Annotated in this window: 12 protein-coding genes and 1 pseudogene; 10 read left to right on the top strand and 3 right to left on the bottom strand. The window is 31.4% G+C overall.

Annotated features, from left to right (window positions below):
* On the bottom strand, positions 1 to 669 hold the full coding sequence (locus H7N69_RS05615; RefSeq protein WP_000150828.1) for a ParA family protein: 669 nt from the start codon (positions 667 to 669) through the stop codon (positions 1 to 3).
* 1,638 nt (positions 670 to 2,307) lie between these two features.
* On the opposite strand from H7N69_RS05615, the gene H7N69_RS05610 reads away from it, so the two are divergent.
* The 6 genes from H7N69_RS05610 to H7N69_RS05585 are packed head-to-tail and all read left to right on the top strand — an operon-like array spanning position 2,308 to position 9,284.
* Complete coding sequence (locus tag H7N69_RS05610; protein WP_187885066.1) at positions 2,308 to 2,478, top strand: hypothetical protein; 171 nt, start codon at positions 2,308 to 2,310, stop codon at positions 2,476 to 2,478.
* Positions 2,475 to 3,518, top strand: a complete 1,044-nt coding sequence (locus tag H7N69_RS05605) for an ArdC family protein (RefSeq protein ID WP_187885065.1) — start codon at positions 2,475 to 2,477, stop codon at positions 3,516 to 3,518. The genes H7N69_RS05610 and H7N69_RS05605 overlap by 4 nt, the downstream gene beginning before the upstream one ends.
* A complete protein-coding gene (locus H7N69_RS05600; RefSeq protein ID WP_187885064.1) occupies positions 3,518 to 5,320 on the top strand; it encodes a hypothetical protein in 1,803 nt (600 codons plus the stop codon). The genes H7N69_RS05605 and H7N69_RS05600 overlap by 1 nt, the downstream gene beginning before the upstream one ends.
* A 9-nt stretch (positions 5,321 to 5,329) precedes the next feature.
* Entirely contained in the window at positions 5,330 to 6,763 is a 1,434-nt protein-coding gene (locus H7N69_RS05595; protein WP_187885063.1) for a hypothetical protein, read from the top strand.
* Entirely contained in the window at positions 6,763 to 8,019 is a 1,257-nt protein-coding gene (locus tag H7N69_RS05590; protein WP_187885062.1) for a type IV secretion system protein, read from the top strand. Before H7N69_RS05595 ends, H7N69_RS05590 begins: the two co-directional genes overlap by 1 nt.
* Before the next feature lie 11 nt (positions 8,020 to 8,030).
* Positions 8,031 to 9,284 carry a hypothetical protein gene (locus tag H7N69_RS05585; RefSeq protein WP_187885061.1) on the top strand — a complete coding sequence of 418 codons (1,254 nt, stop codon included), beginning with the start codon at positions 8,031 to 8,033 and terminating at the stop codon, positions 9,282 to 9,284.
* A gap of 3 nt (positions 9,285 to 9,287) precedes the next feature.
* Here the strand turns inward: H7N69_RS05585 and H7N69_RS05580 are convergent, their stop codons facing one another.
* Positions 9,288 to 9,938 (bottom strand): hypothetical protein, encoded by a 651-nt coding sequence (locus tag H7N69_RS05580; protein WP_187885060.1) that lies wholly within the window; start codon positions 9,936 to 9,938, stop codon positions 9,288 to 9,290.
* A 232-nt stretch (positions 9,939 to 10,170) separates the two neighbouring features.
* Between H7N69_RS05580 and ctkA the strand changes: the two genes are divergently transcribed.
* From ctkA to H7N69_RS05560, 4 genes and pseudogenes are all read left to right on the top strand, one after another.
* Positions 10,171 to 11,151 (top strand): serine/threonine-protein kinase CtkA, encoded by a 981-nt coding sequence (gene ctkA, locus H7N69_RS05575; RefSeq protein ID WP_001142074.1) that lies wholly within the window; start codon positions 10,171 to 10,173, stop codon positions 11,149 to 11,151.
* A 170-nt stretch (positions 11,152 to 11,321) separates the two neighbouring features.
* Positions 11,322 to 12,011, top strand: a pseudogene (locus tag H7N69_RS07920) (CAAX protease).
* 123 nt (positions 12,012 to 12,134) lie between these two features.
* A complete protein-coding gene (locus H7N69_RS05565) occupies positions 12,135 to 12,386 on the top strand; it encodes a hypothetical protein (RefSeq protein ID WP_001115536.1) in 252 nt (83 codons plus the stop codon).
* A gap of 16 nt (positions 12,387 to 12,402) precedes the next feature.
* A complete protein-coding gene (locus H7N69_RS05560; RefSeq protein WP_187885058.1) occupies positions 12,403 to 13,272 on the top strand; it encodes a Fic family protein in 870 nt (289 codons plus the stop codon).
* Between the two features lie 364 nt (positions 13,273 to 13,636).
* On the opposite strand, the gene H7N69_RS05555 is transcribed toward H7N69_RS05560, so the two are convergent.
* Complete coding sequence (locus H7N69_RS05555) at positions 13,637 to 14,704, bottom strand: tyrosine-type recombinase/integrase (protein WP_187885057.1); 1,068 nt, start codon at positions 14,702 to 14,704, stop codon at positions 13,637 to 13,639.
* Positions 14,705 to 14,773 lie beyond the last annotated feature (69 nt).

Here is a 14,773-nt window from a genome sequence, read left to right as displayed (position 1 = left end):
CTAAACCGCATGATTTTTATCTTTTTCTAAATAGCCTTTTAATTCATTGTAGAAATTAGCCCATTCATTGATAGCCTTTTTATCGCTACATTCTATAACGCCTAAGCCCTCACTCACGCTACGCTTATAAACAATGCGTTCACTCAAAGAATTTTCTAAAAGCGTGATTTTATCGCTAGGGTTGTTTTCTTTGATAAATTCTATTAAAGCCTGTCTTTCTTTAAGCGTAGGGATAGTAGGCATTCTATTGATGATGATTAAGGCTCTTAGGTTTTCATTAAGCTCTTGGAGTTGCTCAATTCTTTCTAGTGTATTAGCTAATACTTCAGTATCTAATTGACTAGGAGTTGTAGGCACTAGAACAATATCGCTTAAAAGCATAGCTTTTTGAGTTTCTTTGCTATATTCCCCCTTAGTATCAATGAGAATGTTTTCATACTTAGATACCATTTGTTTTAAAGTATCGCTAAAGCCACTACTACGATTAAATAAGCTAAAAGTTTTATGTTCTTTTTGAGTGCGAATTTCAGTAAAAACTTCCATAGATTTTTGGCTATCTGTATCTAAGACAACCACTTCTTTATTGTCTTTGAGTAGTTGCACCGCTAAATTTAAACAAAGCGTGCTTTTACCACTTCCCCCTTTTTCATTAGCAATACAAATGGTCATGCTATTTTCCTTAATTTAGTTATTTTATAAGTATAGCATAATTATATGGATTTTGAATTAACTTTAAAGATTTTAATTATTAAGATTTTCTATAGTAGATGTAGTTATTAATTAAATTTAGTAAGGGATAATAAAATTATTTCTATTTGATGAGTATTTAATCTTTAATTTAATATTATGATATTAAAAGAATTTATACTTATTTAGCTCATACCATTAAAATTATTAAGAGATTAAGTTATTAATTAAATTTAAAGAATTTTAAGTGGGTTTTTTAGTTTGATGTTATTATGTGATAACTAGCACCCCTTTTTTATTTACTTGCACCTTCTATACCGCCAAAATAAATCTTACATTAGATATAATGCGAGAAAATAAGGGCTTTTTAGAATAAAAGCGAATGCTTTTAATAGGCTTAGTAAAAACATAACTAGGCATTATGTCATTTAATTCTTCTTTCAAGTCTTCTAAAACGCTCTCATTATGGATTTGATAAAACCATTCTAAAATGTGGCTGTGTTTGCGTTTTAAGGTGATTTCTAGGCGATTATTTTTTGAATTATAGTCTAAATATCGCTAAATGCAAAGTTAGGGTTAATGTGGTGCTTGGCAAATACTCTCTTAATAGTATTGTAGAGTTGCTCTCTTAAAAAAGTGCTATAAATGCTTGACATGTTTAGTTGCTCCTTATTTTATCTTTGTATTTTTAGTTTTGATTTTTTTACAAATATCAATACAGAAGTCAAGAATAGCTCCCACTAGCATTGCGAAAGGAAAAGCTGTGAGTAAAACAATTCTTTGTAGAGTATAAAATACTCTCTTGTAGAAACTATCCATAACCCTTAATTGTAGCTCATCAAAGACTATGAGTTCCTTTAGGGTTCTTTCTATCTCTCTTCTATTTTCTATCATTTTGCATAAATTTTTTCTAATCTTTTCATCGTATTTAATAACGATGTAGAGAGACTTCTTATTGTCTTTTTCTCTTACTTCTATGCTTTTAAAATGTTCTTTGGTTAGCTCTACATTACAATGTTTAAAAATTACTAGGATTTTTTTCCATTGTTTTTGCTCACTAATTTAATTGTTTTATTAGTATATCATAATTTTATATGTTTTTAATCAATAATATTAACTTAATAGATTTTAATTAACTATTTTGTATCTATAAGTTATTAGTTATTTATCTTACTTATTTAAATAACTAAATGATTAAAAAAATAATATAGACTAATAAAAATTGCAAAATCAGTAAAATACAAATGAGCATCTAGGTTGTCTAAGATTTTTATGTGAAATTTATAGATGTGGTTAGAAAATTTCTTAAAAAACTTTTTAAAATAGTAAAAAACTATCATTTTAGCTTAAGATTAGCTTAAATTTTAACTTTTTTTCATTAAATTTTTAGGCTTATTTACTTTTCATTTACTTTTATATTAAGTTACGCATTTTAGGGGGTTGTAGAGTTTGAGCCTTAAAAATGTGTGCGTACACATTTGGGTTTTTTGCTTAATTTTAGCTTAAAAAGTGGCATATGTGTACGCACACACTTTGAAATAGTAAATAAGTCAAGACCTTGATTTTTTTGCAATCTTAATGGCATTCTAAAAAGATTTTTTAACAACAAGGACAGACAAAATGGCACAAGATTTTTTAGAACTTACAGAGGGAAATTACCCTATGAGTGAGGAGCAAATGTTAGAGTTTATGCAAATGGGAGTAGAACCTAAAAGCGAACAAGAAGTGAAAATGGAGCTAGAAAATTCATTAGAAAATGCCAATAATAGTAGAGAGGAAGATTCAAAATGAAAGCGTGGAATGAAATGGATATTAAAGAGCAAAAAGAAATTTTTGCTCAATTTTTAGCGAGTGAAATTGCACAAAGTCTTAATGCAGGACTAGAGTTTAAAGCCAATAATAGAGCTTATAATGGCAATGTGGGTAATGCTTATAATGGCTTAAACGCTCTTATTTTAGATGCCAAACAACATGAAAATGGCTATGAGAGTAATGTGTGGGTAGGTTTAGATGATGCCTTAAAACTTGGGGCAAACCCTAAAGAAGTGGAGTTTATTAAAAACAACACTAAGAGCAAAAATAATAAGGAGGGCATTTATGATAAGGCAAGTATCGCTTATATTAGAGATTATGAAATGCGCTATGTTAAAGCAAGAGACAAAGAAGGCAATTTAATCCCCCTTAAAGACAAAGAGGGCAATGCTAGGCGTAATGCTAAGGGCGAAGTGCTTTATGAAAATGAAAAAGTCCCCCAAAGAGACAAACTTGGCAACATCAAGTATATGCAAGATGGCGTTACACCCTTTTATGAGTTTAAAAAAGAAAAAATAGATATAGAGCCGACTTTAGAAATTAAAAATCTCTACAATGTCAATATTTTTCAAACGCTAGACAAAACTAAGCTTAAAGAATTAGACCCTAAAACTTTAAGAACGCAATACATTAGCCATACTTTCTCTATGGATAATCAAAACTTAGTGATTTATGATTTATCCAAGCATTTAAATGAAAAAGAATATAAGAAAGTGCTAGATTATGTGGAGCAATATGGCGCAACCCATTCTGAAAAAAGCAAGCAATATAACATTTCTCAAAGCTACCAACAAGAACCTAAGGTTGAAATCGCTCCTAGCACAGAAAATAATGTCAAAGAAAACAACGAAATGAATATGGAGCAGTTTAATAAAATGCTTGAAATGGCTCAGAATAATCCGCAAATGTTAGCTATGTTACAACAAACTCTTAATAAGGGAGCAGAGCAGCAAAAGCATGACAACTATTTTGCTAATGATGAAGCAGTACCCACTCAATCTAAGGGTAGGGGCAGATAATGCAAGATTTTATCAATGGATTTCTTAAAGCTTGGAAAGCGTGGAATGATGATGGTAAGGACGCTTTTTTAGAGAGTTTCTTAGATGAAGTTAAAAGCTCTCAAAATGACCCCTCTAACTTCTTAGGCATTTTAGAACAAGAAATCAAATCTTTAAGCCAAGAGGGCTTACAAGATGACATGTCTTCTATGTTAGAAGTGATTGAGAGCATGAAAAATGAAATCTCTAATTCAAAAGACAACGAAAATGTGAGCGATTTTATGAATGTCTTGCAAAATGAAATCTCACAAGGACAAAACAACTCTAATGATAATCCAAATGAGTTTGTAGAAAGTTTAGCCCAAGCCATTACTGAGATACAAGAAAATAAAAATGAGTTAGAGCAACAAGAACTAGAAAGAAAAGAGTCTGAGCTTGAAAGCAAGGTATTACAAGATTATGAAGAAAACCAAACCAAAAGAGCCGAAGAAATTAGTCTTACAGAGCATGAAAATGAGTTGGCCAAACAAGAGCTAGAAAAATACGCCATAGAGGGCGAAAATAAAGCATTAGAACAATATGATGAAAGCCAAAACCCTGATACTCTCTATGAGCAAAAAGTCGCACAAGAGCAAGTTGAAGATAAAGAAGAAAGGCTTTTAAACAATCAAGACTTAGAATTAGAAACATTAAGGGATGACAATACCAAGCAAGGCTTAGATGATGAAAATTTAGAGCTTTTAGAGAGCTTACAAATCATAAGAGATGAAACAAACGAAGTTGCCAACTCTCTAAGAGCTAATGAGACCATTGAATTGCTAAGACCTACAGGTGAGAATACTACCAGCAAAATTGTCTCTCTTGCCTTAGAAGAAAATAACAAGCTTAATGAAAAAGAAACTAACACACAAGAACAAAATACAGAAAAAGAGCAAGAAAAACCTAAGATTGGTAATGACATAGACTTTAAAGACAAATACGCTAATTTACATAGCTTTTTCAAACAAACCGAGCTTGATATTAAACAAAAGCGTATTAAGACTAAGCTTGATTTTAAAGAGAGCTTTTTGAATTACGCTAAAAACCACATGAATGAAGATGAATTGAAAGTCTTATTAGTGGTGAGCCAAAAAGAACCCACCAAGCTCACTAAAGAGCATATCAATTTGATTAAAGATTGCTTAGAACAAGCGCATGGCAATAAACATATGCAAGATAAGGGCTTGCAATTAAGCGTTAAATCAATCTTGGGACACGAGTTAGAAAAAGAACACCACGAAGCGTTAAAAGATTATATACAAAAAAGTAAAGACAGCTTAGAACCTATGGATAACAGAGTGTATGAAGTGATGCAAAAACACTTAGACAAGCAACAAGAAAAAGCGCTCAAAAATTTAGATAGCACCACTCAAAGTGTGGGAGTGAATGCTATTAAAGAGCAAAATAAGGCTAATGAAAACGCTCAACAAGAAAACACAAAAGGAAGCCAAGTTACACAGCAAAATAGCACTATTCAAGCTCAAAAAGAACCACACGCTGATGAACCATGGCTAGATTATGACCCTAAAAATCATGCGGGATTAAAGGAACGACAAGAGAACCAAGAAAAAACACCAAGTAAGGGGAATGATGAGCCTTGGATTGAATATGGCAAACAAATGCAAGCTAAAGCCAAAGCCCATTATCAAGCTTGTTTAGAAAAAGAGCGAGCCAAGCAAAATCAACAAAATACCCAAAACACCATAGAGAACCAAAACAAAGAAGTTCCAACCATAGACTATGGCTATACACAAAATACGCCAGCTAAGAGCAGAAGGCGCTAGGAAATCATTGTGGCTTACATTCCTAATCTCACTGCCTTGCCCTTACATGAGATTTTGCTAGACAATGGCTACACTTATAATAAAAACAAGACAAGCAAGAATAACCCTTGCTTAAAACATGAAAATGAAGAGGGAAGTTTAGTTATCTTTAAAAATCAAAATAAAGATGGCTCTATTAGTTACACCTACAAAGAAACCCACACAGATAAAGTCGGTAATATCATCACTTTTTGCAAGGATAGAAACATTAGTGTGGAAGATTTAATCGCTGGAAAGTTAGAAGATTATCTTAACAAGCAAGACAATCTCAAAGCAAGGAATAACACACAAGAGAATAACGAAGAAGTTCAAAAAATAAGAGAGGAGTTTAACAACCTTAAACCCTATGATTTAGAAAACGCTACACTCATTAAAAAGCGTGAGATTGATGTAAAGCTATTAGAACCTTACAAAGAGCATTTAAAGACCGATAGCTTTAACAATCTAATCTTAGCGACTTACTTAGCTTTTGAAGATAAAAGACTTAATGTCATACCCATTTATCAATATGGCATTAACAAACGCTTAAATACGCCCTTAACTACAGACAAAGAGGGCAACATAAGAGACAAACCTTTAAAATCTATCGCACAAGGAAATAAAGGCATAGAAGTCTTATACCCTAATGACTTAAACTTAGTTAAAAATGTCATTGTTACTGAAAATATCTTTGATAGTCTCGCTTATTTAGAATTACAAGATTTAGACCCCAAAGAAAGCGTTTTAATTAGCACTGCAGGGCAATTTAACGCACAAAAATTAGAACTCTTTTTTCAAAGCTTTTTTAAGCAATTAAAAAACAGACAACAAGAAGCGTATAGCAATTATCTAAGACAAGAAGAACAATGGCAAGAGCTAGTGAGACAAGGCAATGCTAATGATGATTTTAAGAGTGTGGTCGTAGAGACCTACACTGACATTATTAAAAACTATCAAAGAGAAAAGAACACTCCCATTTATAATAAAAGAGTGGAAAAAACTAGAGAGTTTAGAAAGCCACAACCTGTCAATCAACCACAAGAGAGCTTTAATGTGGTGTTAGCCTTTGATAATGATGTTAAAGGCAAAGGTTATAGAGAAAAATGCGAGGGTATTTTATATGCTCTCTTACAGCAATTCCCCACTATCTATACGCCTTTTTCAAAGGATTGTAACGATGATTTGAAACTAGCTCACATTATAGAAAATAAGTCGATTAACATTGACATTATGGCGGAGTTTTTAGAAAGTTCTTTAGAGAAATTAAAAGACAACTACACTTCAATACAAGAAAAGGAAAATATTATGGATAAATTAGAACAAATTGATAGCCTTAAACCTTTTAGTAAAGAGTTTAAGGACATTTTAGAAAATATTAAAGAAAATTTACAGACACAGAGTTATGTTAAAGGGAGGGGGAGATAATGCAAGGTAATAGTCTAAGTATTTATGAAACGATTTTATCGCTATTTAGCGACCCAACAAAAAAAATATTTTACAACATAGCAACTCAAACAGCAGAAGTTTTAAAAGCTCAAATGATAATTAATGCTGTTTTGGTAATTTTATTTATGATATGGGCTTATAAGCGAGTGAAAGAGGGCGATATATTTCAGTTTAAAACCGCTATGGGCGTGGTTGTATTCATAGTGTTTATGGGAGTTTTAAATTGGGCAATGGATAATCCAACAACTTACATGAATATGCTTAAAGACACCATTTTCTACCCTTCTAATAAGCTCACTGAGATTATCACAAACAGCATGACATCATTGCAAACATTGACAGGAAAAAATGATTTAACCTTAGGCTCATTGATAGATAAGTCCTACTATTCCATAACACAATTATACAGAGAAGTATTTAGTGATTTAGGCTGGAAGACATTTTTTACTATGTTTCCTATGTTAATCATTTTTCTTTTGTTAGTCCTAGCTCAAATTCTTTTAATTGGACTAGTTTTAATCATTGTTCTAATCACTCTTGTTGAAACTCTTACATGGCTATCATTGGGCTTTGCAGTTTTACCATTAGCACTATTCCCACAGACTAAGGGCATGCTCTTTAGTTACCTCAAAAAACTCATTTCCCTTACTTTTTATCAGCCTTGCATTATGGTAGTATCTTTTTTAAATTTTTCAATGATAGAAAGTATTACTTTAAAAATTCCTACCCAAGCAGAAATAATCAATGGGTTCTATAACAAAGGACACATAGTTGACCAAATGATAGAAAATGGTTCAAATCAAGCAATCAATAATTTTCAAAATGCTATGGGAGCTTATACTAGCGTATTAGGATTTTTTATTATCTTAATTTTAGGCTCTGTAATTTGTTTCTTTCTAATCAAACGAGTGCCTGATTTTATCAACAATATCTTTGGCACAAGTGGAGGCGTTGGGGCAGTAACAGAAATGATGCAAAAAATTGGTATGACAATAGGCGGAGCAGTCGTAGGAGGCTCTATGGTTATGGTAGCTAATCAAGCTAAACAAGCTTATCAGAGTGCTGGGGGCGGATTAGCAGGACTTCAAGCTGGAGCAAAAGCGATGTTTGGGGCTGGACTAAGCGGAGGGATTACCACTATGGCAAATGCAAAAGGAGCAAAAGCTGGTGTGAGACACTTTGTAGCAAGTGTGAAAAGTGGCTTTGGATTTGATAATGATAGAAACAACAAATGAAAGGTTTTATAATGAAAAAATTAGTTTTTAATATAAGTTTTAGTGTGCTTTTATATTGCAATAGCGTGTTTGCAGAGGGGGAAACTCCTTTGATTGTCAATGACCCAGAGCTTCATGCTGGTCAATCCACTGTGATAGGTAAAATGGTAGATAGCATTAAAAAATATGAAGAGATTATCTCTAAAGCTCAAACTCAAATCAATCAGTTGCAAAAAGTCAATAACATGATAAATACGACTAACTCTTTGATTAGTAGCAGTGCTATCACTTTAGCAAACCCTATGCAAGTGATACAAAACGCTCAGTATCAAATAGAGAGTATTAAATATAACTATGAGAATTTAAAGCAAAGCATAGAAAATTGGAACGCAAGAGATTTATTAAGGAATAAATACTTACAGCAACAATGCCCTTTTTTTGATTTTAACAAATTAACTAACAATAAGATTGTCAATTTAAGCAATCTTAACAATGCTATTACAAAAACAGGCAAGCAAACCGCACAAGTGAAAGATATGCAAAATTTAATCCAAGCTCTAAGTAATGATGGCTATGAAAACTTGCAGTCTCTTGCTGGGCAATTAAGCGGTAGAGATATGGGATTGATTTTATGCGAAGAGCTAATCAAAGATGAAAATCAAGCAAGGCATAACCAACTATCAGCAGAAGCTAGTTGGGATATTTACAATGGTAACTATCCAGAATATAAAATGAAAATATTTCAACAAGATGCAATGAAATTAACAGAAAGGATTAAAAAACAAAAAGAAATTAATGCAAAAGCAGATTATCTAAAACACAGACTAGATGATATTGAACAACGATTAGGCGTAACAGACCCCACAGCCAACCATAATAATCAAGGGATACAATATTGTAAAGAAAACAAAGAAAATGGCACTTGCACGCCATTAGCCCTAGAAAAAACTCGCCTAGACAACGAGCTAGATTTAGAAATCCAAACGCTCACACAAGATTTAAGCAAAGCCCCTAATAAAGACGCTCAAAGCCAAGCCTATGCGAATTTTAATCAAAGGATTAGGTTACTCACGATAAAGTATTTAAAAGAGATTACCAATCAAATGCTCTTTTTAAATCAAACAATGGCAATGCAAAGTGAGATTATAGCAGACATATATAAAACAGACTATGGGTTTAACACAAATTTAAAGGGCACAAAATCAACCCAATACCAAACAAGAGAGCAAATCTTAAGCAAGGTAAAAACAAACCAATTTGGCTTTCCAGAAATTGCTCCCAATTGAAAATCAAGGCTGTCTAACAGCTCTTTTTATTTTTAATTCTGGGTGCATTATGGCTAGACTTGCAGCTTTTGAAAGGCATTCATAATCAGCTTGATTTTGTTCGTTTTCAAATTTTTCTTCAAAGTGTGAGCCACTATAAGTCCACCATTTGGGTTTTGTGTCTCCATAGGCACTATAAAAAGCATTGCTATAACACGATATTTTACCTTCTTCACTTTTGCTACAACGATTTTTTTTAAGAAAGTTACTTTCCGCTTTTTTACGGCTTTCTCTAACATAGTTTCTACAAGCAACTAACCACTCTTCATCTTTTTTAATTTGCTCATTTCTTTCATCTACTATTTTCTGTAATTCTTGTTCTTTTTTAGATAGCTGTTTTTTATTAACACAAGAAAGAAAAGCGGTTTTCCATTCTTGTGGAAGATTTTTTGATAAATTCCAACCATCATTCAAATATTTAGAACCATCAATTTGAGAATTACAATCAATGGCGTATTCTTTCTTAATATTGCTTTTAGATTTGCTGAGATAGTCAATTAAGTTAGCACCTGTAAATAAAGGTTTCGCCATTACATTAAGCGGGGAGCACACCACCAAAGCTCCAGCTAATAACCCTGTCCTTAAAATTTTATTCAAACCTTTTAGATTAATCATTTTTATTCCTTTAATTGAAACTTAATATCTCACTCATCATTATAACATAAAGTTTTAAAGATATATCAATAACAATCAAATATTTAGTTATTTTATAAGTATTGAGTTAGTTTTGATTATTTGAATTACTGATTAAATATGTTATTAACAAGTAATAACAATGTCTTATAGTTAATTTTATTTGTGTTATAATTGGCTCAACAATCCATTTAAGAGTAGCAAAAGGATAACCATGCCAACCATTGATTTTACCTCTTGTGAGATTAATCCTAAAAAAGGTTTTGGGGGAGCAAATGGAAATAAGATTAGCCTAGTTTATAACAATGAACTCTACATGGTCAAATTTCCCCCTAAGCCTTCTACACATAAAGAAATGTCCTATACCAATGGTTGCTTTAGTGAATATGTGGCATGCCATATAGTTAATAGCTTAGGCTTAAAGGTTCAAGAAACATTGCTAGGCACTTATAAAAATAAAATCGTAGTTGCTTGTAAAGATTTTACCACTCATCAATACGAGCTTGTAGATTTTCTAAGCCTAAAAAACACCATGATTGAATTAGAAAAATCAGGCAAAGACACTAATTTGAATGATGTCCTTTATGCCATAGATAACCAGCATTTTATTGAACCACAAGTTTTAAAGCGTTTCTTTTGGGATATGTTTATAGCAGATACCTTGCTAGGTAATTTTGATAGGCATAATGGTAATTGGGGTTTTTTAAGAGCCTCAAATTCAAAAGAATATAAAATAGCTCCCATTTTTGATTGTGGCTCTTGTCTATACCCACAAGCTGATGATGAAGTATGTCAAAAAGTTTTAAATAATATTGATGAGCTAAATGCAAGAATTTATAATTTCCCCCAATCTATCTTAAAAGATGATAATGATAAAAAAATCAACTACTATGATTTCTTAACTCAAACAAATAATAAAGATTGCCTTGATGCGCTACTTAGGATATACCCACGCATAGATATGGATAAAATCCATTCAATTATTGATAATACGCCCTTTATGAGCGAAATACACAAAGAATTTTTACATACAATGCTTGATGAAAGAAAATCAAAGATTATAGATGTAGCACACGCTAGAGCTATTGAGCTATCTTTACAACACAAACAAGCTCACTCAAATTCCTATGATGACAATACCGATGACTTAGACAATGCTAATGAATATGCCCATGCGCCTAAGCGTAGGCGATAAACAATATTATTAAGTGGATATTTGATAGTGTTTAGTTATTTTATATATATTTAGTAGAATTTAGTTATTTGAATTACTGATTAAATATATTCTTAATGTGTAACAACAATCTTTTATAGCTCATGTTTGTTTGTGTTATAATCTATCTAATAATCCACTTAAGAGACACTATGCAAGATTTACAAAATTTTAAAAACGATATTACACTTATTTTGTCTAAAGACAGACTTGAAACTTATGATAATTTAGAACAATACAAAGAAAATTTAAAGCTCATTTCTTTGATTACGCCTAAAATCTCTAATTTAGAGATTTATCTGCGTAACGCACTAAATTATTGTCTCACTCAAAGTAAGGGGAATGAGTGGGTGTTCAATGAAAATTCTTTAATCCCCTTAATAGAAGAATTAAAAGACAAGAAAAAAGAAATCTCGCATTCTTTAATATTATCTAAGATGTCTTTGGAAGCGGTGATTAAGCTTATCTTTTTTTATAAATTTAAATTAGAAAGCTCGGTTTAAAATCTAAGGCATTTTAATTTTAAAAAATACTACCAAGATAACAAAAACACTTTGCTTGTTAATGACAGAAAACAAAGTCTTTATGATTATATTAAGGCTCATATTGCCCTAAATTTACTATGGACAATTAGAAATCGTGCGTATCATTGGGAGAACCTACTAAAAATCAAGCCAAACAACCGCCCACGCATTACGACTTATTTTAATGGTTTAAGAGATGACAATAAACCTAAAAAACCCATGAATATAAGCGTTGAGTCTAGTAAAATCACTCTATTTTTAGATGATTTAATCAAAAGCATTGGGAATAAAGATTTAGAAGAGTTGAGTAACTTATAAAGAAGTGGGCTAACCGAAGCCCATTGAATGTAAGCGTATTATAGCCAAACAATCACTATAAGTCAAACCAAAACCAACACAAAATTTGCTAAACTAGAACAAATCAATTTAGGGAGGATAAAAATGCCATTTGCTCCTATGTTACTAGCTACAGCTAATAATTCTATTGGCGATAAAAATAACCATGTGAGTTTAGAATACCTTATAAAGCTTTTTATGGATAAAAAAACGACTAATCTAAGCGAAATAGATAAATATGTGATAGATACCATTAAAACAGAGGCAACCAAGCAAGAGATAGAATGGTTTTCACAAGATTATCATGTCCCTATGGAGAATATTAAGCATGTCCTTTCTATCAATCCCTATCAATAACTAAAAGGCAAAATTTATGCAATACAACCCAAACGCTCTTAACAATCTACAAATTTTAAATCCTAAAGAAAAAGAAGAATTTAATAGCCTTGTTTGTTATTTTGATGAATTTAGAAATACTAAAGGCTTGTTTGAAAAACTAGGCTTTGATTTTATCTATTCAAGCGCTCAAATTGAGGGCAATACTTATAACAAGCTAGACACACTTTCTTTATTAGAAGAGGGACTAACAGCTGGGGGTAAGAGATATAGCGATGCTAAAATGATACTCAATTTAAAAAAAGCCTTTGATTTTATCTTAAACAATGATTTAAAACTAAGTTTAGAAACTTGCTTAGAATTACATTCTATACTAAGTGATGAATTAGTTCTTAAATCTAATCAAGGCACTATGCGAAAACATAATCTAAGTGGCATTACTGGGAGTTCTTATTTGCCTTTAAACACAGGGGATAGATTGTATACTGAAATGAAGTTTGTTTTTACTCAAGCTAATAAAATAAGAGACCCTTTTGAACAAGCCATTTTTTTACACAACAACCTATGTTATTTACAATATTTTGAAGATTGCAACAAACGCACTGCAAGGTGCATGCAATTTATCGCTTTAAAAAATCATAATATCATGCCCTTAGTCATTTTAGAAGATAACAAAGAGTGCTATAGGCAATATAGGGGGGCTATGATAGAATATTATGAGACTAATGACTACGCACCTTACATAGAATTTTTTAAAGAAAATTACGCAAAAATGCATGATTTTTTACAAGAAGTAAGAGAGCTAAACTTAAAGCAAGAAAACACCCATTCAAATTCCTATGACAACAACACCGATGATTTAGACAGCTCTAATGAATATGCCCATGCGCCTAAGCGTAGGCGATAAACAATATTATTAAGTAGGTATTTGATAGTTTTAGTTATTATGTATGTATTTAATAGAATTTAGTTACTTAATATATACAATCTTAATAAACAATAACATTCAATTTATTGCTTATGATATAAATTAAATAGAATTTAGTTATTTATACTAACTATTAAATATATTCTTAATAAGTAACAACAATCTATAATTAAATTGTTTTTGTAATGTTTTGTAATTTAAGATAGCCATGTAAATACTAATTGTTTTTAATTAGCAATATAACATTAAATAGTTAAGTAAAAACTATCTAATGTTATACTATTTATTCTAATTAGACTATTTAGAGTAACTATATTAAACTAACTAATCAATTTTAACCCCCTTACTTCTTATTCTCTATCAAACTATCAAATACAAGAGCTACTTTCTTGTTATGCTCTTGTGTGGTATGGATATAAATCTTAGTAGAGAGTAATGAGCTATGCCCTAAAGCTCTTGAAGTTAAAACTAAGTCTTGGGTCTCTTGATAGATAAGCGTAGCAAAACTATGTCTAAATAGATGTAAGCCTGTGCCATATTGTTTGTAATGTTTGATTTGGGCTAATTTAAAGATTAAGGGGATAAAATTATAAAGCGTTAAAGAATTTTGTGATTTTTGCTTATCCTTTTTAAAGAGATATGCTCCATTGAAATATTTTAGTCTGTAATCATCACTAAGCCAAGCATTCAAGCTTGGTTCTAACAAACTCTTTTTGATATAAGCTTTTCTTTCTTTCCTACCTTTACCTTGAATTAAAATAGAGTAGTTTTGTTCTTCTACTTGAATGTGTTTTAACTCTATGTTTAACACTTCGCATTTTCTAAGCCCTCCTAGTATTACAATGAGTAAAACACACTTATTGCGCTTTTCAAAGCTAGTGGTTGGCTTATATTTTAAAAGTGTTTTTAAAAAACTCTTTAAATCCTTGTAGTTTAAATGTCTGGGTAAGCTTTCTTTGGTCTTAGCAAAGGCTAGGTTTTTAAGGGCAAAGTCAAAGTTATAATGCTTTTTTCTATCCAAGTAATCAAAGAATTGCCTTAAATACATCACATACTTAGCCATAGAGCTTGGTTTTCTATTTTGAGCGAGTTCAAAAAGAAAGTTAATGACTTGCTCTTCACTAAGCATTCTAAAACTTCTTAGTTTCAGATTGTCTCTAAAGTATTCAAAGAATAAAAACAAGCCTTGCATCATTATGGTGTGTTTGATACCTTGATTATAAAGAATATGACAGAGTTGTCTTAATTGCTCAACATTATGGCATTTTAAAACTTTGTTTTGTGTATCTAATATCAAAGCCATATCATTCACATCTTGAATAGGTGTGAAATTTTTAACCTTAGTGTATAAAAAGACTTTGAGATTATCAAAAAGTTCTCTTTGAGATTTGGTGAGTTTGTTATTTAGCATATTGCTCCCTTATTTAAAATTCAAAAATAAATCTTAAAGAATGAGAGTTTTATGTCTTTTAATTTGCTT

This window comes from Helicobacter pylori (genome assembly GCF_014497725.1).
GTDB classification, from domain to species: domain Bacteria; phylum Campylobacterota; class Campylobacteria; order Campylobacterales; family Helicobacteraceae; genus Helicobacter; species Helicobacter pylori_DE.
Note: the sequence above shows the minus strand (reverse complement) of the source record. Positions and strands in the feature narration are given on the sequence as shown.

Bases quoted from the DNA above. Each gene is read 5' to 3' on its own strand.
- H7N69_RS05615 (WP_000150828.1), bottom strand. From the start codon at position 669: ATGACCATTTGTATTGCTAATGAAAAAGGGGGAAGTGGTAAAAGCACG.
- H7N69_RS05610 (WP_187885066.1), top strand. From the start codon at position 2,308: ATGGCACAAGATTTTTTAGAACTTACAGAGGGAAATTACCCTATGAGT.
- H7N69_RS05605 (WP_187885065.1), top strand. From the start codon at position 2,475: ATGAAAGCGTGGAATGAAATGGATATTAAAGAGCAAAAAGAAATTTTT.
- H7N69_RS05600 (WP_187885064.1), top strand. From the start codon at position 3,518: ATGCAAGATTTTATCAATGGATTTCTTAAAGCTTGGAAAGCGTGGAAT.
- H7N69_RS05590 (WP_187885062.1), top strand. From the start codon at position 6,763: ATGCAAGGTAATAGTCTAAGTATTTATGAAACGATTTTATCGCTATTT.
- H7N69_RS05585 (WP_187885061.1), top strand. From the start codon at position 8,031: ATGAAAAAATTAGTTTTTAATATAAGTTTTAGTGTGCTTTTATATTGC.
- H7N69_RS05580 (WP_187885060.1), bottom strand. From the start codon at position 9,938: ATGATTAATCTAAAAGGTTTGAATAAAATTTTAAGGACAGGGTTATTA.
- ctkA (WP_001142074.1), top strand. From the start codon at position 10,171: ATGCCAACCATTGATTTTACCTCTTGTGAGATTAATCCTAAAAAAGGT.
- H7N69_RS05565 (WP_001115536.1), top strand. From the start codon at position 12,135: ATGCCATTTGCTCCTATGTTACTAGCTACAGCTAATAATTCTATTGGC.
- H7N69_RS05560 (WP_187885058.1), top strand. From the start codon at position 12,403: ATGCAATACAACCCAAACGCTCTTAACAATCTACAAATTTTAAATCCT.
- H7N69_RS05555 (WP_187885057.1), bottom strand. From the start codon at position 14,704: ATGCTAAATAACAAACTCACCAAATCTCAAAGAGAACTTTTTGATAAT.